The 26,456-nt window shown below is 72.0% G+C and carries 24 protein-coding genes; 19 read left to right on the top strand and 5 right to left on the bottom strand.

Translation table 11 applies throughout. The features are described 5' to 3' along the window. Positions 1-124: 124 nt before the first annotated feature. The 6 genes from AB0878_RS05000 to AB0878_RS04975 are packed head-to-tail and all read left to right on the top strand — an operon-like array spanning position 125 to position 5,665. Positions 125-1,078: an ABC transporter ATP-binding protein gene (locus AB0878_RS05000; protein WP_366576613.1), complete on the top strand. Its 954-nt coding sequence runs from the start codon at positions 125-127 to the stop codon at positions 1,076-1,078. Beyond that, the gene (locus AB0878_RS04995) at positions 978-1,820 is read left to right on the top strand and encodes an ABC transporter permease (protein WP_366576611.1); all 843 of its coding nucleotides are present in this window, start codon (positions 978-980) and stop codon (positions 1,818-1,820) included. Before AB0878_RS05000 ends, AB0878_RS04995 begins: the two co-directional genes overlap by 101 nt. Beyond that, complete coding sequence (locus AB0878_RS04990) at positions 1,817-2,800, top strand: ABC transporter substrate-binding protein (RefSeq protein ID WP_366576609.1); 984 nt, start codon at positions 1,817-1,819, stop codon at positions 2,798-2,800. The genes AB0878_RS04995 and AB0878_RS04990 overlap by 4 nt, the downstream gene beginning before the upstream one ends. Further along, positions 2,797-3,528, top strand: coding sequence for an isochorismatase family protein (locus AB0878_RS04985; protein ID WP_366576607.1), 732 nt, complete (start codon positions 2,797-2,799; stop codon positions 3,526-3,528). Before AB0878_RS04990 ends, AB0878_RS04985 begins: the two co-directional genes overlap by 4 nt. Then, positions 3,525-4,961 carry a UbiD family decarboxylase gene (locus AB0878_RS04980; protein WP_366576605.1) on the top strand — a complete coding sequence of 479 codons (1,437 nt, stop codon included), beginning with the start codon at positions 3,525-3,527 and terminating at the stop codon, positions 4,959-4,961. Before AB0878_RS04985 ends, AB0878_RS04980 begins: the two co-directional genes overlap by 4 nt. Beyond that, positions 4,961-5,665 carry a GntR family transcriptional regulator gene (locus tag AB0878_RS04975; RefSeq protein ID WP_220241180.1) on the top strand — a complete coding sequence of 235 codons (705 nt, stop codon included), beginning with the start codon at positions 4,961-4,963 and terminating at the stop codon, positions 5,663-5,665. Before AB0878_RS04980 ends, AB0878_RS04975 begins: the two co-directional genes overlap by 1 nt. Before the next feature lie 115 nt (positions 5,666-5,780). Here AB0878_RS04975 and AB0878_RS04970 read toward each other — a convergent pair whose 3' ends face one another. Genes AB0878_RS04970 through AB0878_RS04960 form a run of 3 tightly spaced genes read right to left on the bottom strand, consistent with a single transcriptional unit; the run spans position 5,781 to position 8,089 of the window. Further along, positions 5,781-6,527 (bottom strand): GntR family transcriptional regulator, encoded by a 747-nt coding sequence (locus tag AB0878_RS04970; RefSeq protein ID WP_366576603.1) that lies wholly within the window; start codon positions 6,525-6,527, stop codon positions 5,781-5,783. Next, positions 6,524-7,432 (bottom strand): LysR family transcriptional regulator, encoded by a 909-nt coding sequence (locus AB0878_RS04965; protein ID WP_366576601.1) that lies wholly within the window; start codon positions 7,430-7,432, stop codon positions 6,524-6,526. The genes AB0878_RS04970 and AB0878_RS04965 overlap by 4 nt, the downstream gene beginning before the upstream one ends. Before the next feature lie 36 nt (positions 7,433-7,468). After that, on the bottom strand, positions 7,469-8,089 hold the full coding sequence (locus AB0878_RS04960; protein WP_366576599.1) for a UbiX family flavin prenyltransferase: 621 nt from the start codon (positions 8,087-8,089) through the stop codon (positions 7,469-7,471). Between the two features lie 200 nt (positions 8,090-8,289). Between AB0878_RS04960 and AB0878_RS04955 the strand changes: the two genes are divergently transcribed. The 7 genes from AB0878_RS04955 (at position 8,290) to AB0878_RS04925 (ending at position 15,999) form a co-directional block, all read left to right on the top strand. Next, positions 8,290-9,324 carry an amidohydrolase family protein gene (locus AB0878_RS04955; RefSeq protein ID WP_366576597.1) on the top strand — a complete coding sequence of 345 codons (1,035 nt, stop codon included), beginning with the start codon at positions 8,290-8,292 and terminating at the stop codon, positions 9,322-9,324. Beyond that, a complete protein-coding gene (locus AB0878_RS04950; protein ID WP_366576595.1) occupies positions 9,321-10,115 on the top strand; it encodes an alpha/beta fold hydrolase in 795 nt (264 codons plus the stop codon). The genes AB0878_RS04955 and AB0878_RS04950 overlap by 4 nt, the downstream gene beginning before the upstream one ends. Further along, positions 10,112-10,993: a xanthine dehydrogenase family protein subunit M gene (locus AB0878_RS04945; protein ID WP_366576593.1), complete on the top strand. Its 882-nt coding sequence runs from the start codon at positions 10,112-10,114 to the stop codon at positions 10,991-10,993. Before AB0878_RS04950 ends, AB0878_RS04945 begins: the two co-directional genes overlap by 4 nt. Before the next feature lie 46 nt (positions 10,994-11,039). Next, a complete protein-coding gene (locus AB0878_RS04940; protein WP_366576996.1) occupies positions 11,040-11,504 on the top strand; it encodes a (2Fe-2S)-binding protein in 465 nt (154 codons plus the stop codon). After that, entirely contained in the window at positions 11,501-13,849 is a 2,349-nt protein-coding gene (locus AB0878_RS04935; RefSeq protein ID WP_366576591.1) for a xanthine dehydrogenase family protein molybdopterin-binding subunit, read from the top strand. The genes AB0878_RS04940 and AB0878_RS04935 overlap by 4 nt, the downstream gene beginning before the upstream one ends. A gap of 10 nt (positions 13,850-13,859) precedes the next feature. After that, positions 13,860-14,540, top strand: a complete 681-nt coding sequence (locus tag AB0878_RS04930) for an SRPBCC family protein (protein ID WP_366576589.1) — start codon at positions 13,860-13,862, stop codon at positions 14,538-14,540. Positions 14,541-14,631: 91 nt separating this feature from the next. Then, positions 14,632-15,999 carry a solute carrier family 23 protein gene (locus tag AB0878_RS04925; protein ID WP_366576587.1) on the top strand — a complete coding sequence of 456 codons (1,368 nt, stop codon included), beginning with the start codon at positions 14,632-14,634 and terminating at the stop codon, positions 15,997-15,999. A gap of 7 nt (positions 16,000-16,006) precedes the next feature. Here the strand turns inward: AB0878_RS04925 and AB0878_RS04920 are convergent, their stop codons facing one another. Further along, the gene (locus tag AB0878_RS04920; RefSeq protein WP_366576585.1) at positions 16,007-17,356 is read right to left on the bottom strand and encodes a tannase/feruloyl esterase family alpha/beta hydrolase; all 1,350 of its coding nucleotides are present in this window, start codon (positions 17,354-17,356) and stop codon (positions 16,007-16,009) included. A gap of 155 nt (positions 17,357-17,511) precedes the next feature. Here AB0878_RS04920 and AB0878_RS04915 point away from each other — a divergent pair, with 155 nt between their 5' ends. The 5 genes from AB0878_RS04915 to AB0878_RS04895 all read left to right on the top strand — a co-directional run bounded on the left by AB0878_RS04915 (position 17,512) and on the right by AB0878_RS04895 (position 23,796). Further along, positions 17,512-18,465: a PHB depolymerase family esterase gene (locus AB0878_RS04915; protein ID WP_366576583.1), complete on the top strand. Its 954-nt coding sequence runs from the start codon at positions 17,512-17,514 to the stop codon at positions 18,463-18,465. A gap of 49 nt (positions 18,466-18,514) precedes the next feature. Next, positions 18,515-19,312, top strand: a complete 798-nt coding sequence (locus tag AB0878_RS04910; protein WP_366576581.1) for an IclR family transcriptional regulator — start codon at positions 18,515-18,517, stop codon at positions 19,310-19,312. Positions 19,313-19,396: 84 nt separating this feature from the next. Continuing rightward, positions 19,397-21,001, top strand: a complete 1,605-nt coding sequence (locus tag AB0878_RS04905) for a thiamine pyrophosphate-dependent enzyme (RefSeq protein WP_366576579.1) — start codon at positions 19,397-19,399, stop codon at positions 20,999-21,001. Further along, the gene (locus AB0878_RS04900; protein ID WP_366576577.1) at positions 20,998-22,476 is read left to right on the top strand and encodes an aldehyde dehydrogenase family protein; all 1,479 of its coding nucleotides are present in this window, start codon (positions 20,998-21,000) and stop codon (positions 22,474-22,476) included. Before AB0878_RS04905 ends, AB0878_RS04900 begins: the two co-directional genes overlap by 4 nt. A gap of 42 nt (positions 22,477-22,518) precedes the next feature. Further along, on the top strand, positions 22,519-23,796 hold the full coding sequence (locus AB0878_RS04895) for an aromatic acid/H+ symport family MFS transporter (RefSeq protein ID WP_366576575.1): 1,278 nt from the start codon (positions 22,519-22,521) through the stop codon (positions 23,794-23,796). 9 nt (positions 23,797-23,805) lie between these two features. Here the strand turns inward: AB0878_RS04895 and AB0878_RS04890 are convergent, their stop codons facing one another. Continuing rightward, entirely contained in the window at positions 23,806-24,720 is a 915-nt protein-coding gene (locus tag AB0878_RS04890) for a LysR family transcriptional regulator (protein WP_366576573.1), read from the bottom strand. Between the two features lie 93 nt (positions 24,721-24,813). Here AB0878_RS04890 and AB0878_RS04885 point away from each other — a divergent pair, with 93 nt between their 5' ends. Continuing rightward, entirely contained in the window at positions 24,814-26,343 is a 1,530-nt protein-coding gene (locus AB0878_RS04885) for an MBL fold metallo-hydrolase (protein ID WP_366576571.1), read from the top strand. The last annotated feature ends 113 nt before the right edge of the window (positions 26,344-26,456 follow it).

Here is a 26,456-nt window from a genome sequence, read left to right as displayed (position 1 = left end):
GCCCGGGCCGGGGCAGAGACTCTCCCGAAGTGTCGACACCTTGCGAATAGCAGTGCAGCCATCAGCAAGGAGGAGCAGTAGTGAGCAACCCAGAAGTCCGACCGGTTGGGGTGGCGGTCGGCCGATGACCTCGTCGAATGTATGTCTGGACGCGCGTGACCTGCTGCTGGGCCACAAGGCCCGGCGCGGCAACGCGTTCTCCACGGCGGTCCTCGACCTCAACCTCCAGATCATGGACGAGGAGTTCGTGGTCATCGTCGGACCCAGCGGGTGCGGCAAGACCACGTTCCTCGAAGCCGTCGCCGGGCTGGTCCCGGTCGCCGGCGGTGCGCTCGAGGTGGGCGGCAAGGCCGTCAAGGGACCCGGCCCCGAACGATCGCTGGTGTTCCAGCACGCGTCGCTCTACCCCTGGCGCACGGTGCTGGACAACGTCCTCTTCGGACCGCAGGTGCAGGGCCGGCTCACGCCGCAGGTCCGCGCCCGCGCCGAGGAGCTGCTGGAGATCGTGGGCCTGTCCCACGTGACCGGCAAGTACCCGCACGAGCTGTCGGGCGGCATGAAGCAGCGCGTGAACCTCGCGCGGGCGCTGGCCACCGACCCCACCCTGCTGCTGCTCGACGAGCCCTTCGGTGCGCTCGACGCGCAGACGCGCGAGAACCTGCAGGACGAGCTCCTGCGCATCTGGCAGGCGGACACCGTCAGCGCCAAGAAGACGGCGATGTTCGTGACCCACGACGTGAACGAGGCGGTGCTGCTGGCCGACCGCGTGCTCGTGTTCTCCCCGTCGCCGGCCCGGGTCGCCCTCGAGGTCAAGATCGACGCGCCCCGCCCCCGGGACGCGGCCTGGCGGCGCAGCGCCGAGTTCCTCGCCTACGGCGACCGGATCCTCGAGGCGCTGCACCACAAGCCGGCCGAGAAGACCGAAACCCCCGCCCCTGCCCCGGAATCCGCAGCTTCGGAAGACTCAGCGAGGAACCATGACAACGGCGTCAACTCTGACCAGGCCGCCGAGCACGCCCGGGCCGGCCGCGGCAGCGCAACCCAGGGGACTGTCCGCCTGGGTACAGCGCAGGCGTAGCGGCCTGCTCGGCGCGGCCGGGCTCGTCATCGTCCTGGTGCTGTGGCAGGTCTGCACCGCCACCGGGATCGTGGACGTCTCCTTCAGCAGCAGCCCGACGCGCATCATCGGGTCCGAGATCGACCTGTTCGGCTCGGGCGACATCTGGCCCGCGCTCGGCGCGACCGGCCTCGAGCTCCTGTGGGGCCTGCTGATCACGTTCGTGGTCGGCATCCCGGTCGGGCTCGTGCTGGGCCGCAGCAAGATCCTGCACGACATGACCGAGCCGATGGTCAACATCCTCTACTCCGTGCCGTACGTGATGTTCCTGCCGATCATCATCTTCTGGTTCGGCATCGGCGACGTCTCGCGCATCCTGGTGATCATCTGGGCCGCGATCCTGCCGCTCATCATCAACATCACCGCCGGCGTGCGGAACCTCGACAGCGACTACACCCGCGTGGCCACCGTGTTCTGCACGCCGCGGCTGCGGTTCTTCTACGCCATCGCGCTGCCCGCGACGCTGCCGTACATCCTCGCGGGTGTGCGCCTCGCCGTCGGCCGCGCACTGGTCGGCGCGATCGTCGCGGAGCTGTTCCTCGCGAGCCAGGGCCTCGGGTACTTCGTCCAGACCCAGACCTCGAACTTCAACATGGACAACGCCATGGCCGGCATCGTCATCCTCGCCGTCGTCGCGCTGCTGCTCAACGGCGCCGTGCGGATGATCGAACGCCGCTTCACCCACTGGGCAGGTTCGCAGTGAACAAGAAGATCCTCTCGGCGGTCGCGACCGCCGCGGCGCTGGCGCTCGCCCTCACCGGCTGTGCCGCCAAGGGCGGCGGCACCGCCCCCGTCAAGGCCGACGCCAACGGCGCCCTGCCGATCACCATCGGCTACACCGCGCTGGGCGCGGGGTACTCGGACCTGTACGTGGCACAGGACGAAGGCATCTTCGCCAAGCACGGCCTCAAGGTCACGCTCAGCCGGCTCAACGACAGCTCGCAGCTCGTCGCCGCGCTGTCGAGCAACAGCGTGAACATCGGGGTCGGCGTCGCCGCGGACTCCGCTGCCGCGATCATGAAGGGCTCCGACCTCAAGTACGTCGCGATGTCGGAGCCGCACTACAACCTCGAGATGTGGGCCAGCCCCGACATCAAGACGATCAAGGACCTCAAGGGCAAGAAGGTCGCGATCTCCTCGCCGGGGTCGCAGAGCGACTTCGGGCTGACCGACCTGCTCGAGGCCAACGGCATGAAGCGCGAAGACGTGCAGGCGGTGTTCGTGAAGAGCGTGCCCGCCGAGGTCGCCGCGCTCGGCAGTGGCGCGGTGTCCGCGCTGCTGACCCAGCCGCCGAACGGCACGCAGAGCCGCGAAAAGGGCGCGCACCGCCTGGCTTCGCTGGCCGACCTGCAATTCCCGCTCGGCGCGTACACCGTGCAGAACAAGTTCCTGCAGAACAACCGCGAAGCGGTGAAGCGGTTCTACGCCGCGGAAGCCGAGTCGCTGCAGTACTTGCGCTCGCACAAGCCCGAGACCGTGAAGGCGATCAAGAAGTACAGCGGGGTGCAGAGCGACGACCTGGCCAACTACGCGTACGACTTCTTCCTCACCGTGTGGTCGCAGACGCCCGAGGTGGACCCCAAGGTGATCAAGCAGGCGTTCGACGAAGCGGCGCACAACGCGAAGTCGACTCCGCCGGCGGACGTCACGAAGTACATCGACAGCACGCTGGCGGCGGCATGAGTGTGCCCCGGACCGCGGCCGCCGTGTTCGAGGACGGCTGGGCGCCCTACCTGACCGAGCGCGACCGGGCCGTCCTCTCGGCGACGTCGTGGGCCAAGCAGGTGCCGTTCGGTCTCGGCTCGCGCCCGCTCGTGGTCGCCGTCGACCTCTACTACGCGGCGCTCGGCCTGCCGCGCGCCGACATCGTGGAGTCGGTCGCCGACTGGCCCAGCTCGTGCGGCGACGCCGGCTGGGAGGTCGTCGACCGCACGGCGCCGTTCCTGCGGGCGGCCCGGGACGCGGGTGTGCGCGTGGCGTACTTCCACGCCACGCCACCGGAATTCGGGCGCTGGAACCGCAAGCCGGCTCCGGCGCTCGCGCCGAAGCCGCGTGCGGTGGACGGCAACGCCATCGTCGCGGAGGTGGCCCCGGCCGACGGGGACATCGTGCTGCGGAAGATCGGCCCGAGCTGCTTCTTCGAGACCCCGCTCGACACCATCCTCCGGGCGGGGGGCTACGACACGCTGCTCGTGGTCGGCGAGGCCACCAGCGGCTGCGTGCGCTCGACCGTGGTCGACGCGTGCAGCCGCGGCTACCGCGTGGGTGTGGTCGGCGACCTGTGCTTCGACCGGTTCGAGTCGTCGCACTGGATGAGCCTGTTCGACCTCAACCAGAAGTACGCCGACGTGATCACCGCCGACGCGGCCACCGAGTACCTCCAGGCCGACTCGCGACGAGGAGCAGCATGAACGACACCGGTCCCGACCTGCGGCGCTGGCTCGCCGAAGCCGAGCGCGAAGGCGAGGTCCAGCCGATCGAGGGCGCCCACTGGGAGCTGGAGATCGGCGCGCTCTCGCAGGTCAACTACCGGCGCAGCAAGCCGAAGGCGATGCTGTTCGACTCCATCAAGGACTACACCGCGGGCTCGCGGGTGCTGTCCGGCTCGGTCAGCAACCCGCGGCTGCTCGGCTCCGTGCTCGGCCTCGGCTGGGACAACACCGACGAGGACCTCATGGAGACCCTCGCGGTGAAGCCGGGCGAGTGGGCGGCCAACGCGTCCGAGTTCCGTGCGGTCACGGTGACCGACGGCCCGCTGCTGTCCCATGTGGACGACGAGGTGGACCTGCTGAAGTTCCCCGTGCCGCGCTGGCACGAGGGCGACGGCGGGCGCTACATCGGCACGGGCTGCGCCGTGGTCACGCGCGACTACGACACCGGCCGGATCAACCTCGGCGCCTACCGCATGCAGGTGCAGGACGAGGGCCGCTCGGCGACCGTCAACATCGAGGCCGGCAAGCACGGCGCGCAGCACCTGCGCCGCTGGTTCGAGGCCGAGGGCCGCGCGCCCATCGCCGCGTCGCTCGGGCACCACCCGGCCTACCTGGTGGCGGCCGGCGTCGAGGTGCCCGGCGACGTGTCGGAGTACGACTACGTGGGCGCGATGACCGGCTCCCCGGTGCGCACGATCGCGGGCCTGGCCACGGGTCTGCCGCTGCCGCACGACGCGGAGATCGCGATCGAGGGCTGGGTGCGTCCGGCCGACACCCGGCCGGAGGGCCCGTTCGGCGAGTGGACCGGGTACTACTCAGGTTCGAAGGACCCGATCCTCGCGATCGACATCGAGAAGGTCTACTACCGCGACGACCCGATCCTGCTCGGGGCGCCTCCGGGCAAGCCGCCGCACGACTACTCGTACATGCGCACGGTGATGAAGTCCGCGATCATCACCGACTCGCTGCGCAAGACCGGGCTGCCCGGCGTGCGCGGGGTGTGGGCGCACGAGGCCGGCGGCGGGCGTTCGCTGCTGATCGTGGCGATCGAGCAGAAGTACCCGGGGCACGCGCGCCAGGCCGCGTACCTCACGGCGCAGCTGCCGAACGCCGCGTACATGAACCGCTTCACGGTGGTGGTGGACCACGACGTGAACCCGCGCGACCTCGGCGAGGTCGTGTGGGCGATGTGCGGGCGCACCAACCCCGAGCTCGACATCGAGGTCATGAAGCGGACGTGGGGCAGCCGGGTCGACCCGCTCACGCTGCCGGGCGAGATCGCGTTCAACAGCCGCGCGGTGATCGACGCGTGCCGGCCGTTCGAGCGGCTCGCGGACTTCCCGGCGGTGGCCGAGTCGACCGAGGACCTGGTCGCTTCGGTGACCAGGCGCTGGCCCGAGGTGCTCGGCTAGTGACCGACGCGGGCGTCGAGGACCTGCGGAAGGAGCTGTTGTTCAGCGCGTTGCGCGGGTCCGACGGCGACTCGTCGCTCGCGTTCACGATCTTCCGCGAGCTCGCCACGAGCATCGTGGAGGGCAGGCTCCGGCCCGGCCACGAGGTCAACTCGGCCGAGCTGGCCCGGCGGTTCAGCACCTCCCGCACCCCGGTGCGGGAGGCGCTGCTCCTGCTGGAACGGGAGTCGCTGGTGATCGTGCCGCCGCGGCGGCGGCCGTACGTCTCGCCGGTGGACATGCGGCAGGTGCGGGAGATCTACGAGATCCGGGGCAGCCTCTACGGGCTGGTCAGCGAGCTGGTGGTCGCCCGCGCCACGGACGAGGAGATCGACGGCCTGCGGGCCTGGCAGAAGGTGCTGGCCGACGACGCCGAACGCGGCGACGTCCACGGCTACTTCTGGCACAACGTCGGCTTCCGCAACGCCGAGGCGAGCCTCTCGCAGAACGGCGAGCTGCAGCGGCGGCTGAGCTCGCTGGGCCTGCAGATGCACCGCTTCCGGCACCTGAGCCTGTCGCTGCCGGGCCGGCTGCTGCACTCGGTCGCCGACCACGAGCGCCTCGTCAACGCCTACGCCGACCGCGACGCGCCGCTCGCCGCCGCGGTCAGCCGGTCGCTGGTGCTGCGGGGTTACCGGGCGATCGAACGGTCCGGTCAGGTGTGAGGCAGTGCCCGGCTTCCCGGCCGGGCGCGCGTAACCGCCGTCTGTGCGCGCGAGGCCCCGACCCGCGCACAGGCGCCGGTCACCCGCGTCCGGCCGGGACGTCCGGCGGCACGCGTCAGGCGACGGGCCCGGGGGAACGCTCGACCTGCAGGCCGGACCAGCCGGACTCCTCTATCGCCTGCAGCCCGGCCGTGATGATGGACTTCGTCAGCGCCACGGCCAGCGGGGCGTCGCGGTCGCGGTAGGCCTCCAGGAGCCGTTCGTGGTCGTCCACCGAGCGCGTCAGGCGGCCGGGCAGCGACAGGCTGACGTGGCGCAGCTGGAGCGTGCGCAGGCCCAGGGAGCCGAGCAGGCGGGTGAGCTGGTGGTTGCCCGCGACCTCGGCCTCGGCCTGGCGGAACGTGACGTTGTGCCAGAAGTAGGAGTCGACGTCGCCGCGTTCGGCGTCGTCGCGCAGGTGGGCCTGCCACCGGTCCAGCACGTCGAGCGCGCTGTCGGGGGCGTTGCGCACGATCAGCTCGCTGACCAGGCCGTGCAGGCTCGCGCGGATCTCGTACATCTCGCGTGCCTGGCTCAGCGTCACCGGCGCCACGCGCGGGCGCCGGCGGGCGGGGATGTCCACGAGGCCTTCGCGCTGCAGCGTCAGCAGCGCTTCGCGCACGGGCGTGCGGCTGCTGGTGTAGCGGCGGGCGAGTTCGACGGAGTTCACGTCGGCTCCCGGCGGCAGGCGGCCGTCGATGATCTGCACCGCGAGGTCCTCGACGATGCGGTCCACGAGCGAGATCTCGGTGCGCCCGTCGCGCAGGATGCGGCGCAGGACGTCGGTTCCGGGCCGTTCGCCGGTTTCGTCCGGCACGGTCACGGGGTCTCCTCGGGGGTCGTGGCCGCGCGCAGCACGTCGAGCATCTGCTGGGCGGCCGGCGGGTGGCTCGCGTTGAGCAGCCGGACGGCCGCGATGCGCCGGCGCGGCGCGGGACCGGCGATGTCCACGGCGACGACGTCGGGCCGCAGCGCCACCAGCGCGAGCCGCGGCGCCGCGCTGATGCCGACGCCCGCCGCCACCAGGCCCTGTGCCGACAGGTAGTCCTCCGTGGCGAAGCCGATGTCGGCCTCGAACCCGGCGAGCCGGCACAGCGTCGTGAACGCCTCGTCGTACGGCGGGCGGTGGCTGCGCACCACCCAGCTCTCGCCCGCGAGCTCGCGCAGCTCCACTTCGGACTCGCCGGCCACGGGGTGGTCCACCGGCACGAGCACGCACAGCGGGTCGTCGGCCAGGTGGATCCACTCGATGTCGGCGGGCACCGAGCGCGGGTCGAAGTCGTAGTCCCAGGCCAGGCCCAGGTGGATCGAGCCGTCGCGCAGGTTCGCGGGCATGTCGGACGCGTGGGCCGAGCGCAGCACGATCTTCGTGTCCGGGTAGCGCTCCTGGTACGTGCGCACCACGCGCGGGATGAGGTCCGCGCCGGCCGTGGGGAACGCGCCCAGGCGCACGTAGGACTGCTGCGCCTTGAGGTCGGCCATCTCCTGCTCGATGTTCGCGATCGTGCCGAGCAGGCCCGTGCTGCGCTCGGCGAGGATGCGCCCGGAGTCGGTGAGCTCGATGCCGCGCGGGCCGCGGATCATCAGTGTCACGCCCAGCTGCCGTTCCAGCAGCGCCATCTGCTGCGACACGGCGGAATGGGTCATGAACAGGGCTTCGGCCGCCGCGGTGAACGAGCCGCGTTCGGCCACCGCCGAGAAGATCTGCAGTCGCCGAGCTTCGAGCACCCGAGTCCTTTCCCGACCGCTCGCGCGGTCCCGCCGTCAGCCACCTTGGGTGAGAGCGTCTTTGCGCCTGGTCACGTCACCGTCCCACGCCGGGGGCGCGAGCTCCCACAGGCCCACCCGGGCGAGCGCGCGGCGGGCGGTGAAGTCCACCAGGTCGTCGATCGTCTCGGGTCGAGAATAGAAGGCCGGGACCGGGGGCGCGATGATGGCGCCCGCTTCGGCCGCGGCGGTCATCGACTTGAGGTGCCCGAGGTGCAGCGGCGTCTCGCGCACCATCAGCAGCAGCGGCCGGCCCTCCTTGAGGCACACGTCGGCCGCGCGGGCGACCAGGTCGTCGGTGTAGCCGGTGGCGATGGCCGAGAGCGTCTTGATGGAGCACGGGGCGACCACCATGGCCTCCACGGGGAACGACCCCGACGCGATGGTCGCGCCGATCTCGCCCGGCCGGTGCGTGACGTCGGCCAGCTCGCGCACGTCCTCGGCGGACAGGTCGCACTCGTGGCGCAGCGTCACGATCCCGGCCTTCGACAGGATGAGGTGCGTCGAGAAGTCCGGGCGCTCGCGCAGCAGTTGCAGAATGCGCACGCCGTAACACGCACCGCTCGCCCCGGTGATGGCCACGACGACGTTGCGCCGCGGAAGTCCTGTCCCCGTCAACGGGCACCCGCCTTTCGTTCTCACCCGGTGGTGGTGCCGGGCTCCGGTCATCGCATCACGCCGGGCCCCGCTCGCGCGAGGGGGCCGCTGTAAGAACTGCTTACCGGGGCCGACAGCAAAGCGCGCTGGTTGGCCCTGTCCTGGCCACCTAGCGTCGAGCACCAGCGAGTTTTCCCACACGTGGTCTTCGGCACTGAGAGGTGAGTCGGACGGACAGCGACGAGATCGTCCCCTACCCGGTTCTCGACACGCACGCGCACATCGTCCCGCCGTCGCTGCTCGCGGCGCTCGAGAAGGCGCCCGCGTGCGGCTTCAGCGCCCGGCGCACGGAGAAGGGCTGGGTCGTCGACGTGCCCGGCATGGGCGAGACGCGCCCGATCGGCGCGCGGATGAACGAGACCGGCCCGCGGGCCGGCTGGCGCGCGCAGACGGGGGTGGCCACCCAGGTCATCTCGCCGTGGATGGACATCCAGTCGGCGTTCCTCGAACCGCCGGCCGCGCGCGACTGGGCCCGCACGGTCAACGACGCGATGGCCGAGTCCGTGGCCGAGCTGGGCGGCGGCACGACCGCGCTGGCGACCGTGGCCACCGACGACGGCGAGCAGGCCGCCGCGGACCTGCTGGAGGTGTGGAAGCGCCCGGAGTTCACCGGCGTCATGCTGAGCACCGACCCGCTCACCGGCTCGGCGCCGCACGAGGAGAACTTCGAGCCACTGTGGACGGTCGCCGCACGCGAGGAGATCCCGGTGGTGCTGCACCCGCCCACGTACGGGCCCTCGGGCGAGCTCGCCACGCTCGGCACCATGGGCAACGTCCACGGCCGGCTGATCGACAACACCGTCGCCGTGACCGAGCTGATCCTCCACGGCCTGCTCGACCGCCACCCCGGCCTCAAGCTGATCCTCGTCCACGGCGGCGGGTTCCTGCCGTACCAGGCGAGCCGGCTCGACGGCGGCTACCGCACCAAGGAGGCGTTCGCCGGGGAGCTGGAGCGCGACAAGCCGTCGGACTACCTGCGCGACTTCGTCTACGACACCGTCGCGCTGTCCGCGCCCGCCATCCGCTTCCTCACCGGGCTCGTCGGCTCCGACCACGTGGTGCTGGGCAGCGACTACCCGTTCGCGCTGGGCGACCCGCGCCCCGTGCACACCGTGCTGGACGCCGGACTGTCCGAAAGCGACACCGAGGCGATCCTGCGCACCAACGCCGAGAAGATCTTCCGGAGGCCCGCATGATCCCGTCCACCTCGACCGCGGGCCCGCTGGCGGTCCGCCGCTGGGGCGCGGGCGAGCCCGTGGTGCTGCTGCACCCGCTCGCCACCTCCGGCGAGCTGTGGACGCCGCTGGCCGAGGCGCTCGCCGACGAGTTCCAGGTGTTCGCGTTCGACCTGCGCGGCCACGGCGAGTCGGCGTGGGACGGCAAGCCGTTCTCGATCGCCGACCTGGCCGACGACCTCGGCGTCGCGCTCGACTCGCTCGGGCTGGAGACCGTGTCGCTGCTGGGCCTGTCGATGGGCGGCAGCGTCGGCGTGAACTTCGCCGGCCGCTTCCCGGCCCGGGTGCGTTCGCTCGTGCTCGCCGACACCACGGCGTACTACGGCGACGACGCGCCGGAGGTGTGGGCCGAGCGCGCGGAGAAGGCCGTGTCCGTGCCGCGCTCGAAGCAGGTCGCGTTCCAGCTGGACCGCTGGTTCTCCCCGGAGTTCCGCGAGGCGAACCCGAACGAGGCCGACCGGATCGTGAAGATCTTCCTGCGCACCAACAGCGAGGCGCACGCCGCGGCGTCGATCGCGATGGGCGAGATGGACTCCCGCTCGCTGCTGCCGTCGGTCACCGCGAGCACGCTCGTGCTCGTCGGGGAGCACGACTACGCGACGCCGCCGGAGATGGCGGCCGCGCTCGCCGACGGCATCCCCGGTGCCGAGCTGGAGGTCCAGACCGGCCTGCGGCACATGTCCCTGATCGAACGGCCCGCGCTCGCCGAGCGCGTGCGGGCGCACCTGAAGACCGGTTCGGAGAGCCAGTGAAACCCGGAAAGTTCACGTACCACTCGCCGCGCAGCCTCGACGAAGCACTCGCCGCGCTGCAGGTGTACGGCGACGACGCGAAGGTGCTGGCCGGCGGCCAGAGCCTGATGCCGATGCTCAACTTCCGCCTGGCCCGCTTCGAGCACCTGGTGGACGTGAACCGCCTGGGCGCCGAGTACGCCGAGCCGACGTTCGGCGACACGCGCATCACGATCCCGCTGCTCGTGCGGCAGCGCCGCGTCGAGCGCTCGGCCGAGGCCGCCGCCGTGCTGCCCGTGCTCACCGAGGCGCTGGCGCAGGTCGCCCACCCGCAGATCCGCAACCGCGGCACGATCTGCGGCAGCCTCGCCCACGCCGACCCGGCGGCCGAGCTGCCGAGCGTGCTCTCGGTGCTCGACGCGACGTTCACGATCGCCTCGTCGCGCGGGGTGCGCGAGGTGCCGGCAGAAGAGTTCTTCCTCTTCCACCTCACCACCTCGCTCGAACCCGACGAGCTGCTGCTGCAGGTCAGCGTGCCGCGTCCGCCGGCGAACCAGTTCTCGGCGTTCCGCGAGTTCGCGACGCGGCGCGGGGACTTCGCGCTCGCCGGCGTGGCCGCGGTGTGCGAGGTCGACGCCGCCGGCGTCCTCACCACCTGCCGGATCGCCGCGGCGGGTGTCGCGCCCACCCCGCACCGGCTCACCGACGTCGAGGCGCTGGTGACCGGCGCGTCCCTGACCGACGAGCTGTGGCCCGACGTCGAGGCCGCCGCCCGCGCGCAGGTCGACCCGACCGGCGACATCCACGCGAGCGCCGAGTACCGCAGCCGCCTCACCGGCGTCCTGGTCAAGCGCGCGCTCGCCGACATCCGAGGAAAGCTGGAGGCCAGCCGTGCGTGACCACGCGACGGAGTTCCCCGTCCGCACCCAGGACGAGACGCACACCGTGGGGTGCACGGTCAACGGCCGCGAGTACGAGGCCGTCGTCGATCCGCGGATGACGCTCGCCGACTTCCTGCGCGAGAAGCTGCGCCTCACCGGCACGCACCTCGGCTGCGAGCACGGCGTCTGCGGCGCGTGCACCGTGATCGTCGACGGCGCGGCCACGCGCTCGTGCCTCATGCTCGCCGTGCAGGCCGACGGCGCCGAGGTCGAGACCGTGGAGGGTCTGGCCGAAGACGGCGAGCTGTCGCCGCTGCAGTGCGCGTTCAAGCGCAACCACGCCCTGCAGTGCGGGTTCTGCACGCCCGGCTTCCTGATGAGCGTGACGGCCGCGCTGCGCGAGGAGAGCGTGACGACGGAGGAGCAGGCCCGCGAGGTGCTGTCCGGCAACATCTGCCGCTGCACCGGCTACACCGGCCTCGTGAAGTCCGTGCTGGAAGCCTCGGCCGGAAAGGACGGCAACGCATGAGCGACACCCTGGTCCCCGAAGGCACGATGATCGGCCGGCGTGTGGAGCGCCGCGAGGACGAGCGCCTGCTGACCGGCCACGGCGGTTACCTCGACGACCTCGATCTGCCCGACGCGCTCGCGGCCGCGTTCCTGCGCTCGCCCCACGCCCACGCGAAGATCCTCTCCTTCGACGCCACGGAGGCCCTCGCGCTGCCCGGCGTGATCGCGGTGTACTCCGGCGCCGACCTGATGGAGATCCAGAAGCCGCTGGCGCCGAAGGTGCAGCACCCGAAGCTGCGCGACTACCCGCGGCTGCCGATGCCGCCGCACGAACTGCACTACGTCGGGGAGCCGCTCGCCGTCGTCGTCGCCGAGTCGCGGTACCTCGCCGAGGACGCGCTGGAGCTCATCGAGGTCGACTTCGAGGTGCTGCCCGCCGTCGCGTCGACCGCCGTCGCGTTGCAGGAGAACGGTCCGCTGGCCCACTCCGGCGACGAGAGCAACGTCGCCGTGCTGCTCACCCAGAGCGCGGGCGACGCGGCGAAGGCGCTCGCCGACGCGCCGAACGTGCTGTCCGAAGAGTTCTTCGTGATGCGGGGCGGCGGCCACTCGATGGAGACGCGCGGCGTGGCGGCCCGGTTCGAGGCGGCGACCGGCCAGGTCACCATCTGGGACACCACGCAGGCCCCGCACTACGCGCGTCAGCAGCTGTCGGTCATCTACGAGATGGCCGAGGACGACATCCGCGTGATCGCGCCGGCCGACGTCGGCGGCGGCTTCGGCCCGAAGGCGCAGTTCTACGGCGAAGAGGTCGTGATCCCGTGGGTCGCGATGAAGCTGGGCCGCGCGGTGAAGTGGGTCGAGGACCGCCAGGAGAACATGGTCACCTCGATGATGGAGCGCTCGCAGACCCACCGCGTCGACGTCGGGTTCGACGACAACGGGCTGCTGCTCGCGGTCAAGGACGTGATCGAGCACGACCAGGGCGCCTACTGCGCGGGCCTGCAGGTCCCGTCGATCACCACCTCGACCGTGCCCGGCCCGTACCACGTGCCGAACATCGCGATCGAGCTGCGCGCGTGCTACACGAACATGGTGCCGACGTCGTCGGTCCGCGGCGCGGGCCGCCCGCAGGCGGTGTTCGTGATGGAGCGGATGATCGACCGGATCGCCGAGCACCTCGGGCTCGACCCGGCGGAGGTGCGGCGCCGCAACCTGATCCAGGCCGACGAGTTCCCGTACAAGGTCGGCATCATGTTCCGCGACGGCAGCCCGCTCACCTACGACAGCGGCGACTTCCCGACGCTGCTGGAAGGCACGCTCGAACGCATCGGCTACGACGAGGCGCGCGCGCTGCAGGCCAAGCTCCGCCAGGAAGGCCGTTACCTCGGCATCGGCCTCTCGGTGTACATCGAGGGCTGCGGCCTCGGCCCGTACGAGGGCGCGAAGATCCGGCTGACCAACAAGGGCCGCATCCTCGTCACGCTCGCGGCGGCCGGGCAGGGCCAGGGCTACGAGACCGTCTACGCGCAGATCGCCGCCGACGGCATCGGGCTCGACATGGACTACATCGAGGTCAAGACCGGCGATACGGCCCGGATCCCGTTCGGCCAGGGCACGTTCGCCTCGCGCATCACGGCCACCTGCGGGCCGGCCGTGCTGGACGCGGCGAAGCAGATGCGCGAACGGCTGCTCGACACCGCGTCGGTCCTGCTCGGCTGCGATGCGTCCGAAGTGGACTTCGTGGGCGACAAGGCCTGTCTCGGCGGCGACCTGGAGAAGTCCGTTTCCCTGCAACAGCTCGCGCAGACGGCCAACATCGGCAAGCACGGCATCACGATGCCGCGCGGCATCAAGGCCGGCATCGAGACCTCCAGCTACTTCTCGCCGGAGCGCGCCGCCTACGCCAGTGGCGCGCACGCCGCGCTCGTGGAGGTCGACCCGGAGACCGGCGAGATCGAGATCCTCAAGTACGTGATCGGCCACGACTGCGGCAACGTGATCAACCCGCTGCTGGTCGACGGCCAGGTGCTCGGCGGCTTCGCCCACGGCATCGGCAACGCGATGTACGAGGAGCCGGTGTACGACGTCGAAGGCCAGCCGCAGGCTACGAGCTACCTCGACTACGCACTCGTGTCGGCCACCGAGGTGCCGCCGGTCGAGCTGTTCCACATCCAGACCCCCAGCCCGCTCAACCCGCTTGGGGTGAAGGGCGCGGGGGAGGGCGGCACGATCCCGGCGCCCGCCACGATCGCGAACGCCGTGGAGGACGCGCTGCGGCCGCTGCGGGCCCGCGTGACGCGCGCGCCGATCACCCCGGCGCGGATCGCCGAATCCATCGCAGCCGCCGCGGACCAGGACTGAGAGGCACCGCATGCTCATCGAAAACTCCTTCGACGTCGCCGCCGACCCGGACGAGGTCTTCACCTTCCTGCAGGACGCGCACAACGTGGCCGCCTGCTTCCCGGGCGCCGAGCTCGTGGAGGACCTGGGCGACGACTCCTACCGCGGCAAGGTGAAGATCAAGGTCGGCCCGGTCACGGCGGCCTACCAGGGCGTCGCGAAGATCGTCGAGAAGGACGGCGCCGCCCGCGTCGCCGTGCTGGTGGCCGACGGCAAGGACACCCGCGGCGCCGGCACGGCGAAAGCCAAGGCGACCATGCGCGTGACGCCGGCCGACGGGGGAGCGCACGTCGCCCTCGAGACCGACCTGACCATCTCCGGCAAGCTCGCGCAGTTCGGCCGGGGCATCATGTCCGACGTGTCCGGGCGGATGGTCGGTGAGCTGGCTTCGCGGGTGCGGCAGCGGATCGAGGCCGGGGAAGAAGCCCCGGCCCCGGCTGCCGCTCCCACCCCGGCGGTCAACGGTTCGGCCGCTCCGGCCGCGGCGGCTGCGGCTTCCGCCACGACCGCCACGGCGACCGCGACCCCGCCCCGTCCCGCTCCCCAGTTCGACGAAGCACCGCCGATGAAGGCGTCGGTGCTGATCCGCATCGTGCTCGCCGGTTACCTCGAACGGTGGGCCGCGCGCCTGCGCAAGTCCACCGAAGCCTGACCCGTCCCTCGTTCGACCGCTCGCCGCTCCGCTCCCCGTCCCCCCGCTCGATGGCCGTCACCGCCGTCCGTCATCGCTTGGAGCTACCTCCATGGCCGTCACCGCCGCCGCCACGGCTCCTGCTGCCACCCCCGAAGCCGAACCCGTGCCGATCTTCGACGTCGGGATCGACGACAAGGTCAAGATCTCGAGTTCGATCGGGCTCGGGGTCCAGAACATCCTCGGCATGGCCGGGCTGCTGATCTTCCCCGCCCTGATCGGCACCGCGTTCAAGCTGTCGGCCACCGACACCGCCTACCTCTACGGCGTCACGTTCATGACGTCCGGGCTCGTGGTGATCCTGCAGTCGGTGTTCCTGCTGCGGCTGCCGATCGTGCAGGGCCCGTACGCGGGTTCGCTGGCCGCGCTGCTGGCCGTGGGCCACGGCAAGGGCGGGCTGGGCGCGGCGTTCGGCTCGATGGTCGTGGCCGGGCTGATCTGGTGTGTGCTCGCCATCCCGATCAAGAAGTACGGGCTGGTCACGTACCTGTCGAAGTTCGTGCGCGACCCGATCATCTGCGGTGTCCTGGTGCTGATCCTCGCCACCCAGCTCACCAGCACCGCGTTGCCGAACGTGCTGGGCACGCCGGGCAGCCCCGGGTTCCCCGGCATGAACCTCGTGTCGGGCCTGGTCACCGCACTGGTCGTCATCCTGCTCACGTTGCTGCCCAAGGGAACCATCCTGCGCCGCGGTGCCGTGCTGGTCGCGGTGGTCGTCGGCACGGTCGTGTACGCGATCTTCGAACCGACGCACTTCGCGGGCGTGGTGCACAACGTGGGCTTCACGGTGCCGCGGATCTTCCCGTTCGGCTTCTCGGTCGACGGCGAGCTCGTGCTGATCTTCTTCATCACGCTGTTCCCGGCGATCGCGGAGAGCATCGCGACCTACGACATCGTCGCCGGCTGGGGCGGCCAGGAGCTGTCCGGCTACCGCGTTTCGCAGGGCGTGTTCGGCGAGGTCCTGGGCAGCACCGTCGGCGCGGTCTTCGGCGGCATGTCCACGCTGGCCTACCCGGACAACATCGGCCTGCTGCGCGTGACCAAGGTCGGCTCCCGCTACGTGACGCTGGCGACCGGCGTCATCCTGCTCGTGCTGGGCGGCCTCGGCCCGTTCGACCACCTGCTGCAGGCCGTGCCGCTCCCGGTGCTCGCCGCGGCCGGCACCGTCCTGTTCGGAGTGCTGTTCGCGAGCGCCATCGACGCCCTCTCGGGCGTGCACTGGTCCCGCGACAACCTCATGCTCGCCGGGTTCCCGTTCATCACCGCGATCGGCGGGCTGTTCGTGCCGCCCGCGACGATGAAGGTGCTGCCGCAGGTGGTGCAGCTGATCCTGCAGCAGCCGCTGATCCTCGGCACGGTGCTGCTGCTCCTGATGAAGGCCGGGTACGGCTTGCGCCGCAAGGAGTCCTCGGCTTCCTGACACCCGGTCAGAGTGAGCAGGCGGTGGCCAGCTCCGCGGGAGTCGCACCCGCGGGGCGGGCCACCGTCGCCGAGACCGGCGGCTGCACCCCGCGCAGCCAGCTCGCGAGCGCGGTGAACGCGGTGCGGAAACACGGGGCCATCGGCCGCAGCCGGTCCGGGAACGTGTCGACCAGGCCGTCGACGTGGTTGCCGTCCTCGACGCGGTAGTAGCGGTGCAGCGCGCCCCGGGCGGCGTGCTCGACCACGCGGTCGTAGACGTCGGAGTCGCGGCTGATCGGCAGGAGGCTGTCCAGCGTGCCGTGCAGGGTGATCAGCGGCCGGCCGATCCGCCCGGTGAGCGCCACCTTCGCGACCGCCCGGTGGACGGCGGCGGGCCGGGCCGCGTAGTCGTAGTCGGCGTCGCACGCCGGCGTTCCGGTGGGGCAGAACGGGATCCCGGCCGCGAGGGCGCCGTCGAACCCAGGGTCGACCTCGGCGCGGTAGGTGCGCTGCGTCAGATCCCAGTAGACCTGGTCGTGGTAGGGCCACAGGAACTCCGAGCCCGGCGCGAAACCCGCGGCCAGGATCGCCTGGTGCGCCTGGGGATCACCGGCCGCGTAGGCGGGGTAGTTCCGCAGGGCGGACGGCAGGAACGTGAGCAGGTTCGGTCCGTCGGCCGTCCAGAGCGTGCCCTCCCAGTCGACGCCGCCGTCGTAGAGCCACGGCCGGTTCTCCAGCTGCCAGCGCACGAGGTACCCGCCGTTGGACAGCCCGGCCGCGATCGTCCGTGCGGGCGGGCGGCCGTAGTGCCGCGCGGCGGCGAGCTTCGCGGCGACGGTCAGCTGGGTGACGCGATCGTTCCACTCGGCGAGCGCGTCGCCGGGGTTGCGTCCGTCGGAGTAGAAGTCCGTGCCCGTGTTTCCCTTGTCCGTGGCCGCGAACGCGTACCCGGCGGCGAGCACCTGGTCGCCGATCGCGCGGTCGTTGGCGTACTGGCGGCGCGTGCCGGGGGAGCCGGAGACCACGAGACCGCCGTTCCAGCGGTCCGGCAGGCGCAGCACGAACTGCGCGTCGTGGTTCCACCCGTGGTTGGTGTTGGTCGTCGACGTGTCGGGGAAGTAGCCGTCGACCTGGACGCCGGGCACGCCGCTCGGCGCGGGGAGCGCGGCCGAGGTCAGGCCCGCCCAGTCCGCCTGGACGGTGTGGCCGGTGGCGAGGGTGCCGGTGGTGGTCAGGTCGGCGAGGCACGCCTGTTCCTGGTGTGCCGCACCGGGAACACCGACCGGCGTGCACCGGGCCGCGGTCGCCGCAGGCGCCGCGAGGACGGTGCCGGCGAGCAGACCGGCGAGGACGAGGGGGAACCGCCGCGTACGCATGCCGGAACCGTAGGACTGGACCACCGCGGGCGGTATCCGGCGTGACCACACAATCCGGGCGCGAGTTGTGGTGGTCCGCACCGTGGGAACGCGGAGTGCGGAGTTCCTACGCTGAGCGTGACGGTGCTCACCGAGGTCACGAGGAGGTGGTCGGTGTGCGGAAGGTCCTCACCGGGCTGCTGGTGTCGGCTCTGCTGGTGCTGCTGCCCGGGTTCGCGTCGGCGGCGGCGATCAAGGAGGTCACGGGGTTCGGGGCGAACCCGGGTGCGCTGAAGATGTACGAGTACGTACCCGACGGCCTGCCCGCCGGGCGGCCCGTGGTGGTGACGTTGCACGGTTGCACGCAGAACGCGACCGGCTACGGCCAGGGCGCCGGCTGGGTCGAGCTGGCCGATCGCTGGCGCTTCGCCCTCGTACTGCCGCAGCAGCAGCCCGCGAACAACATCACCGGCTGCTTCAACTGGTTCCAGCCTTCCGACACCACCCGCGGGTCGGGGGAGGCCGAGTCGATCGCGCAGATGGTGCGCCGCGCGGTCGCGGATGCGGGTGCCGACGCGTCACGGGTGTACGTCACCGGCCTGTCCGCGGGCGGGGCGATGACGTCGGTGCTGCTCGCCGCCTACCCGGAGCTGTTCGCCGGTGGTGCGGTGGTGGCCGGTCTGCCGTACGGCTGTGCGTCTTCGGCGCTCGACGCGTACTCGTGCATGTACCCGGGCAAGGACCTCACGCCCGCGCAGTGGGGCGCGAAAGTCCGTGCGGCGTCGGCGTTTTCGGGCCCGCGGCCCACGGTGAGCCTGTGGCAGGGCACGGCGGACTTCACCGTCGCGCCGGTGAACCTGCGTGAGCTCACCGACCAGTGGACGAACGTCGCGGGCGTGGCCGCCACACCGTCCACAACGGACACCGTCGGCGGTTTCCCGCACGCGGTGTACCGGGACGGCTCGGGCCGCGCGGCGGTCGAGACCTACTCGATCACGGGCATGGGCCACGGTCAGCCGGTCGCCCCCGGCACGGGTCCCGACCACTGCGGGCACGCCGGTGCCTACCTCCTCGCCGTGGGCGTGTGCGCGGCGGCGCAGGTCGGGAAGGCGTGGAACCTGGCCTCCTGAGGGGGCACCGGGTCGCCCGCGCTTGCCTCCGGCGCGTCACCGGCGGATGATGGGCGACTCGGTATCCCCGAGGTCAGGGAGGCGCGCGATCGCCGGCAACGCTGCCGAACCCGGGCGCACGGTGCTCAGCCGTGCGTTCGCGATCCTGGACTCGTTCCTCGACGGCCGCCCCGAGCAGACGCACGGTGAGATCACACGGGCCACCGGGTTCGCGCCCGCCACGGTCTACCGGCTGCTCGCGGAGCTCGTCGGCTGGGGCGCGCTCGAACGCACCGGTCGGGGCCGCTACCGCATCGGCCTGCGAATGTGGCAGCTCGGCTCGCAGGCGCCGACCGGGCGGGAGCTGCGCGACGTCGCGCTGCCGTTCCTGCAGGACCTGCTGCAGGTGACCCGCGAGGTCGTACACCTCGTGGTGCTCGACGAGGGCCGCGCGCTCTACCTCGAAAAACTCGAGGCGCACCCGGACGTGGTGGTCACCTCCCGCGTCGGGAAACGGTTGCCGCTGCACGCGACCGGGCCCGGCAAGGTGCTGCTGGCGCACGCGCCCGCCGAGTGCCTGGACGAGGTGGTGTCGGCCGGCCTGGACCGCCGGGCCAGCGGCACCATCACCGATCCCGCGCAGCTGCGTGGTGTGCTCGCCGAGATCCGCCGTTCCGGCTTCAGCATCTCGCGCGACGAGATGACCGACGGCGCGTCGTCGGTCGCGGCGCCGGTGCGCGGGGTCGCCGACGAGGTCATCGCCGCCATCTCCGTGGTCGTGCCCAGCAGCACACCGAACCTCTCGCCACTGATCCCGGTGGTCCGGATGGCCGCGCTCGGCGTGTCCCGCGCGATCCAGACGGGGTGAAGTTTTCCGTCCAGTGAGAGCGGGGCTGGGTTTCGCAGGCGGACGTAACGGACACTCCTGAGCCACCCACTCCAGGGAGGTTCCTTGCCCGCCACCGTCCGAGACGCCGCGTTCGACGTCCTGCGCCGCTTCGGCGCGACGACGTTGTTCGCCAACCCCGGCTCGACCGAGATCACGCTGCTCACCGACCTGCCGGGCGACTTCGAGTTCGTGCTGGCGCTGCACGAGGGCTCGGTGGTCGGGATGGCCACGGGCTGGGCGCTCGCCGCGGACCGGCCGGCGGTCGCGATCCTGCACACCACCGCGGGATTGGGCAACGCGGTGGGCGCGCTGGCGACCGCGCGGGTCAACCGGGCGCCCCTGGTCGTCCTCGTGGGGCAGCAGGACCGCCGCCACCTCGCGCTGGAGCCGTTCCTCGCAGGCCACCGGCTCGACGACGTCGCCGCGCCCGCGCCCGTGTGGGTCGGGGAACCCCCGCGGCCGCAGGACGTGCCGGGCGCGCTGGCCCGCGCGTGGCACGAGGCGCGCGACCACCGCGGTCCCGCGCTGGTGATCGTGCCGATGGACGACTGGCTCGCGCCGGCCGCCGACGACGAGCCGCTGCCCGCGCCGGCGCGACTGGTCCGGACCACCGCGGCGGAGGTGGAGGTCGTCGCCGAGCTCGAGAAGTTCCTGGCGCAGGCCGAAAAACCGGTGCTCGTGGTCGGGGCCGGCGCGGACGATCCGGAGTCGTGGCACGCGCTGGAAGCGCTCGCGCAGCGGCTTCAGTGTCCGGTGTGGCAGGAGGCGTTCGGCGCCCGTGCGGGGTTCCCGCAGGACCACCCGCAGTTCGCCGGGCACCTGCCCGCGGGCCGCGCGGAGCTGCGCAAGGTGCTGGCCGGCCACGACGCCGTGCTCGCCGTGGGCGCGCCGGTGTTCCGGCAATACCCGCGCGAGCCCGGCCGGCTGATCGGCCCGGGCACGCGGATCGCCGTGGTCACCGACGATCCCGACGAGGCCCACCGCAGCCCGGCCGATCTCGCCGTGCTCGCCCGGCCCGCGGCGGTGTGCGGTCCGCTCGCGCAGCGCCTGCCGGCGCGCCCGACGCCCGCCGAACCACTGGGGCGCACGATCGACCTGCCCGCGCCGCCGACCGTCGGGCTGGCTCCGGAGCACGTGTTCGCCGCGCTGGCCCGGCGGATCCCGCGTGACACGGTGCTCGTGGAGGAGACGCCGTCGAGCCGGCCGTCGCTGCACGCGCTCGTGCCCGCCCGCGAGCCGCTCGGATTTCTCAGCGCCGCCATGGGCGGCCTCGGTTTCGCGGTACCCGCGGCGATCGGCGTGCGGATGGCCCGGCCGGACCGTCCGGTGATCGCGGTCGTCGGCGACGGCTCGTCGCTGTACGCGATCCAGGCGCTGTGGAGCGCCGCCCACTACGGAGTCGGCGTGCTCGTGGTGGTGCTCGCGAACGGCCGGTACGCGATCATGGACGAGCTGGCCGCCCGCCACGGCGAACGGTCGGCCGCGCCCGGCGCCGCGCCGTGGCCCGCGTTCGACGAGATCAGCGTGAGCGGTCTCGCGCGCTCGCTCGGGTGCCCCGCCCGGCGGGTCGAGACCCCCGAGGAACTGGAGTCCGTTTTGGACGAAGCACTGCCCGCACTGGCGCGGGCCACCCGGCCGCTCGTGCTCGACGTGGCGGTGGCGCGGTGAGCGCCCCGGCCGGCGCCCTGCTCGGCGCGGTCCGTTGGCAGGGCAGGATCTTCTCGGGCGGCTGGGTGCCCGGCTCCGGCGGCGAGTACGACTCCGTGGAACCGGCGACGGGCCAGGCGCTCGCGCGCGTCGGCGCCGCCTCGGCCGCCGACGTGCCGAAAGCGGCCGAGACCGCCCGGCGCGCGCAGCAGGAGTGGGCCGCGCTGCCCTACGACCGGCGGGCCCGGGTGCTGCGCCGCGCGGCGCGGCTGTTCGAGGATCACGCGGACGAGATCGACGAGTGGCTCGTGCGCGAGTCCGGGGCCACGCGGCCGTTCGCGCGCTTCCAGACGGTGGCGGTCGCGGCCGAGGAGTGCCACGAAGCCGCGGCGCTGGCGGCCCACCCGTACGGCGAGCTGCTGCGCTCCAGCCAGCCGCGGCTGTCGATGGCCCGGCGGGTCCCGGCCGGGGTCGTCGGCGTGATCTCACCGTTCAACGCGCCGGTCATCCTCTCGATCCGCGCGATCGCGCCCGCGCTGGCGCTGGGCAACGCCGTGCTGATGAAGCCCGATCCGCGCACGGCCGTGTGCGGCGGCGTGGTGCTCGCCCGGATCTTCGAGGAGGCGGGCCTGCCGGACGGGCTGTTCCACCTGCTGCCGGGCGGGGCCGACGTCGGCGGCGCTCTCGTGGCGGACCCGCTGGTGCGCGTGATCGCGTTCACCGGCTCCACGCGCGCGGGCCGGCAGATCGCCGCCGCGGCGGGGGAGCGGCTCAAGCGGGTTCACCTGGAACTGGGCGGGAACTCGGCGCTCGTGGTGCTCGACGACGTCGACGTGGAGCAGGCCGTGTCGGCCGGCGCGTTCGGCTCGTTCAACCACTCCGGGCAGATCTGCATGGCCACCAGCCGCCACCTGGTCGCGGAGAAGATCGCCGCCGACTACGCGGCCGCGCTCGCCGAGCACGCCGCCCGCCTGCCCGTGGGCGACCCGGCGCGGGCCGACGTCGCCGTCGGCCCGATCATCGACGCCGGGCAGCGCGACCGCATCCACGAGATCGTGACCAGCAGCGTCGACGCGGGCGCGAAACTCGCCACCGGCGGCACGTTCGAGGGCCTGTTCTACAGCCCGACCGTGCTCACCGATGTCCCGCTCACCGCACCGGCCTACGCCCAGGAGATCTTCGGCCCGGTGGCCCCGGTCGTGCCGTTCTCCACAGTGGACGAAGCGGTCCGCCTGGCCGGCGGTACCGAATACGGGCTGTCACTGGGCATCCTGACCCGGGACGTCACCCAGGGGCTCGCGCTCGCCGAGCGGATCCCGTCCGGGCTCGTGCACATCAACGACCAGACCGTGAACGACGAGGCGCTCGCGCCGTTCGGCGGGGTCGGCGAGTCGGGCACGGGCTCGCGCCACGGCGGTGCGCAGGCCAACCTGGAGGCGTTCACCGAGACGCAGTGGGTCACCGTACGCGGTGATCTGCCGCGATATCCCTTCTGACGCACCGTTTCCCCAGTCCCCTCCGACGACGCAGGTGATGACATGACGGTCTCTTCCCCGACTGACCCCCGGGCCCGCTACGCGCGCTGGGTGGCCCCGCTCTGCTGGACGGCGGTGGCGCTCGAAGGGTTCGACCTCGTGGTGCTGGGTGTGGTGCTGCCCGCGCTGCTCAAGGTGCCGAGCTGGGGCCTGGACCCCAACTCGGCCTCGCTGATCTCCGTGGTCGGCCTCCTCGGCGTGGCCGTGGGCGCGCTCGCCATCGGCCCCGTGAGCGACCTGTTCGGCCGCCGCGGCACGATGCTGCTCACGGTCACGAGCTTCTCGCTGTTCACGTTGCTGTGCGCGGTGGTCGACGGCCCCTGGCTGTTCGGGCTGCTGCGTTTCCTCGCCGGCCTCGGCCTCGGTGGTGTGCTGCCGACCGCGCTCGCGCTGATCACCGAGTACGCGCGGGTCGGCCGGGGCGGCAGCTCCACCACGGTCCTCATGACCGGCTACCACGTGGGCGCGGTGCTCACCGCGTTGCTCGGGATCCTCGTGGTGCAGCGGTACGGCTGGGAGTGGATGTTCGTGATCGGCGCCGCGCCGGCGGTGATCCTCGTGCCGCTGATGGTGAAGTTCCTGCCGGAGTCGGCCGAGTTCCTCAAGGCGCGCGGCACCCGCGCGGCCCGGCCGCCGCGCGAGCGCAACCCGATCGGCATCCTGTTCCGCCATGGCTACGGGCGCGCGACCATCGCGTTCTGGGTCACGTCGTTCATGGGGCTGCTGCTCGTGTACGGCCTCAACACCTGGCTGCCGCAGATCATGCGGGAGGCCGGCTACGAGCTCGGCGCGGCGCTCGCCCTGCTGCTGGTGCTCAATGTCGGCGCCGTGATCGGCCTGCTGATCGGCGGCCGCGTGGCCGACCGGCTGGGGTACCGGCGGTCCACCATCGTCTGGTTCACCGCGGCGGCCGTGTTCCTCGCGCTGCTGAGCATCAAGCTGCCCGGCTTCAGCGTGTACGTCGGGGTGCTGCTCGCGGGGATCTTCACCTTCAGCGCGCAGGTGCTCGTGTACGTCTACGTCGCCCGCGTCTACCCGGCCGCCGCGCGCGGCACGGCGCTGGGCGCGGCGAGTGGCATCGGCCGCTTCGGCGCGATCTCCGGCCCGCTCGTCACCGGCTTCCTGCTCACGGCCGGGCTCGCGTACCCGTGGGGCTTCTACCTTTTCGCCGTCGTCGCGGCCATCGGCGCGGTCGCGATCACGGTCGTCAACCGCGATCCGGCGCCCGACGCACCGCTGGAGGTGACGGCGGAGGAGGAAGCCGCCACCCGCACCGAGTGACGGGCGGGGTCAGGCCCGCTCGTCGAGGTCCGTGAGCTGGAGAGCGGCGTCGAGGACCAGGTTCCGCAGCCAGGTGTGCAGCGGGTCGGCGTCGAGCCGCGGGTGCCAGGCCATGCCGTACGCGAAGTCCTCCAGCTCCTCGGGCGCGGCGGCGACGCGCACCTCCCGCTCCGGGACGTGGTCGACGAGGCGGCTCGGCAGGACCCCGATGAGCGGGGTGCCGGGCAGCGCGGCGATCGCCCCGGTGAAGAACGGGACCCGCAGTCCCGGCCGCGCCGTGACGCCGAGCGCCGCGAGCCGGGACTCCGCGAGCATCCGCTCGGCGCCCAGCACCACGACACTGGCGTGCGGGTACGACGCGAGGTCCCGGACGGTGAGGCGGCCGGCCGTCAGCGGGTGATCGCGCGACAGGACGCAGACGAAGCGTTCGGTGAACAGCGGCTGCCAGCGCAGGGGCGCCGGCGGTGGCACGGGCGTGAGGACGAGGTCCGCGCGGCCGTGTTCGAGGTCGTCGAACGACTGCGGCGAGAGCCACGCGGCCTGCACTGAGATCTCCGGCGCCTGCCCGAACACCTCACGGAACAGCCGGTTTCCCAGGACCACGGCCGCGTAGTCGGTGAGCTGCACGCGCACGACGTCGGTCACGGAGGCGGGCGAGAACTCGTCGCCCCGCACGATCGACCGCAGCCGCGGCATCACGAGCGCCAGCTCACGCTGGATCGTGCGCGCCCGCGGAGTCGGCTCGAAACCCCGGGCCGTGCGCACGAGCAGCTCGTCGCCGAACGTGGCGCGCAGGCGCGTGAGAGTGCGGCTCATCGCCGACTGGCTGAGGTGGATCCGCGCCGCCGCCCGCGTGAGGTGCCGTTCCTCCAGCAGGACCTCCAGGGCCTTCAGGAGGTTGAGGTCTGCGTTCTCGAGTTGCACGCCATGCATGTTAGACCTGAGCACCATGCAGTGGACGCTCGATCGGTCCGGGACGAAGGTGGTGGGGTGCAGCCCGAGAAGAGGACCGGAACGATGACGAAAACCGAACTGGCGACCGCACTCGACCGGCTCGCCGGCGCCCTCGGCGGACGGGCGGCGCTCGAAGCCGTCGCGGTCGAGCGAACGGTGGCCACCGGGTGGCGGCGGCACCCGGGGTGGGGGACCGACCCCGCGAAACCCGAGCTGGTCGCCGACTTCACCGCGACGCTGGAGCTCGACGTGGCCGGGCCGCGGTACCGGTGGGCGCACCAGGCGAAGACGTACCTGGTGCCGACGGAGCTGGACTACGTGGAGACCGGGAACGGCAGCCGCGGCCACGTGTCCGGTGTGGACTTCATGTTCGACACCCGGCCGGTGGACACGGACATTCCCTCCTGGCGGGTCGCCGCACGGTTGCGGCACTTCGACCTGTCCTCACCCCTGCGGCTGGTCCGCACGATGCTGGCGCCCGGTGCCGACGTGACCGTCGAACAGGCCGGTGCGGACACTGTGCTGACGCTGCGGGAGTTCGGCCGTCCGCCGGTCCGGCTCACCGTGGCGGCGACGGGGCTGCCGGTGTCCGTGGAGGTGACTGAGGAGCACTCGCCGCTCGGCGACGCCGCGGTCCGGGTCGCGTTCGACGACTTCCGCCGGGTTTCGCGGGTGCTGCTGCCCTTCCGCGTGGACATCACGATCGGTGATCTCCACGTCCACAGCGAAACGCGGACGGAAGCGACCGTCGGCGAGTCCGCTGACGACGCGGTTTTCGGGTCAGGGGAAGGGAAAATCGTCGACTCGACCGTGGAGCAGGCGTCCTACGCGCTGAATTCGACCGAGTGGATCATGAACTACGTCTACTCCGGCGTGCGGTTCTACTTCGACCTGCAGACGGCTCCCGTGACACCGGAACCGGTCGATCTCGCGCCCGGGGTGAAGCTGGTGATCGGGCCGAGCCACAACACCCTGGTCGTGGAGCTGCCGGACCGCCTGCTCGCCGTGGAATCGCCGCTGTACGACGACTACAGCCGCGCCGCGCTCGCCCAGGTGAAGCGCGCGTTCCCGGGCAAGCCCCTGCGTGAGCTCGTCTGCACGCACTTCCACTACGACCACGTCGGTGGTGTGCGCGAGTTCGCGGCCGACGGTGACCGGACCGTCCACGTCGGAACGCCGTCGGTGGCGTTCTTCGAGCAGGTGCTGGCCGCACCGCACGAGGTCGACCCGGATCGCCTCGCCGCCGGGCCCGTGACGACGGCCGTGCACGGTATCGACGACACCCTGACCTTCGACACGGCCGGCGGCGGGACCGTCGCGGTCCACCGGATCGTCAGCGACCACGCCGACGACATGGTGATCGTCCACGTGTCGTCGGGCAAACTGGTCTTCAACTCCGACCTCTGGAACCCCACCCCGGTTCCGCCGGCGCCGGGTGACCAGCGCGGCCGCCTGGCCACCCAGCTGTACGACGCCATCCAGGCCCTGGGGCTGGACGTCGACGCCGTCGTCGGCGCGCACCGCGGCAGCGACGGGACGACGTGGGCCCACGTGGCGCCCGTCGAGTACCTGAAGCGGGCGGCCGGGTACTGACGGAGTCCTTTGTAGACGGACGCGCCGGCGGGAAGGGACAAATCGCCCGCCGGCACAGGGGTTCAGCCGAAGTTCAACCGGTGGCCACCGGCGGGATCACCCGGGGCTCAACC

Origin of the sequence: Amycolatopsis sp. NPDC047767, assembly GCF_040704195.1 — a bacterium.
Lineage (GTDB): Bacteria > Actinomycetota > Actinomycetes > Mycobacteriales > Pseudonocardiaceae > Amycolatopsis.
This window is presented reverse-complemented; position numbering and strand designations above follow the sequence as displayed.

Bases quoted from the DNA above. Each gene is read 5' to 3' on its own strand.
- AB0878_RS05000 (WP_366576613.1), top strand. From the start codon at position 125: ATGACCTCGTCGAATGTATGTCTGGACGCGCGTGACCTGCTGCTGGGC.
- AB0878_RS04995 (WP_366576611.1), top strand. From the start codon at position 978: ATGACAACGGCGTCAACTCTGACCAGGCCGCCGAGCACGCCCGGGCCG.
- AB0878_RS04985 (WP_366576607.1), top strand. From the start codon at position 2,797: ATGAGTGTGCCCCGGACCGCGGCCGCCGTGTTCGAGGACGGCTGGGCG.
- AB0878_RS04980 (WP_366576605.1), top strand. From the start codon at position 3,525: ATGAACGACACCGGTCCCGACCTGCGGCGCTGGCTCGCCGAAGCCGAG.
- AB0878_RS04950 (WP_366576595.1), top strand. From the start codon at position 9,321: ATGATCCCGTCCACCTCGACCGCGGGCCCGCTGGCGGTCCGCCGCTGG.
- AB0878_RS04935 (WP_366576591.1), top strand. From the start codon at position 11,501: ATGAGCGACACCCTGGTCCCCGAAGGCACGATGATCGGCCGGCGTGTG.
- AB0878_RS04930 (WP_366576589.1), top strand. From the start codon at position 13,860: ATGCTCATCGAAAACTCCTTCGACGTCGCCGCCGACCCGGACGAGGTC.
- AB0878_RS04925 (WP_366576587.1), top strand. From the start codon at position 14,632: ATGGCCGTCACCGCCGCCGCCACGGCTCCTGCTGCCACCCCCGAAGCC.
- AB0878_RS04920 (WP_366576585.1), bottom strand. From the start codon at position 17,356: ATGCGTACGCGGCGGTTCCCCCTCGTCCTCGCCGGTCTGCTCGCCGGC.
- AB0878_RS04910 (WP_366576581.1), top strand. From the start codon at position 18,515: ATGGGCGACTCGGTATCCCCGAGGTCAGGGAGGCGCGCGATCGCCGGC.
- AB0878_RS04895 (WP_366576575.1), top strand. From the start codon at position 22,519: ATGACGGTCTCTTCCCCGACTGACCCCCGGGCCCGCTACGCGCGCTGG.
- AB0878_RS04885 (WP_366576571.1), top strand. From the start codon at position 24,814: ATGACGAAAACCGAACTGGCGACCGCACTCGACCGGCTCGCCGGCGCC.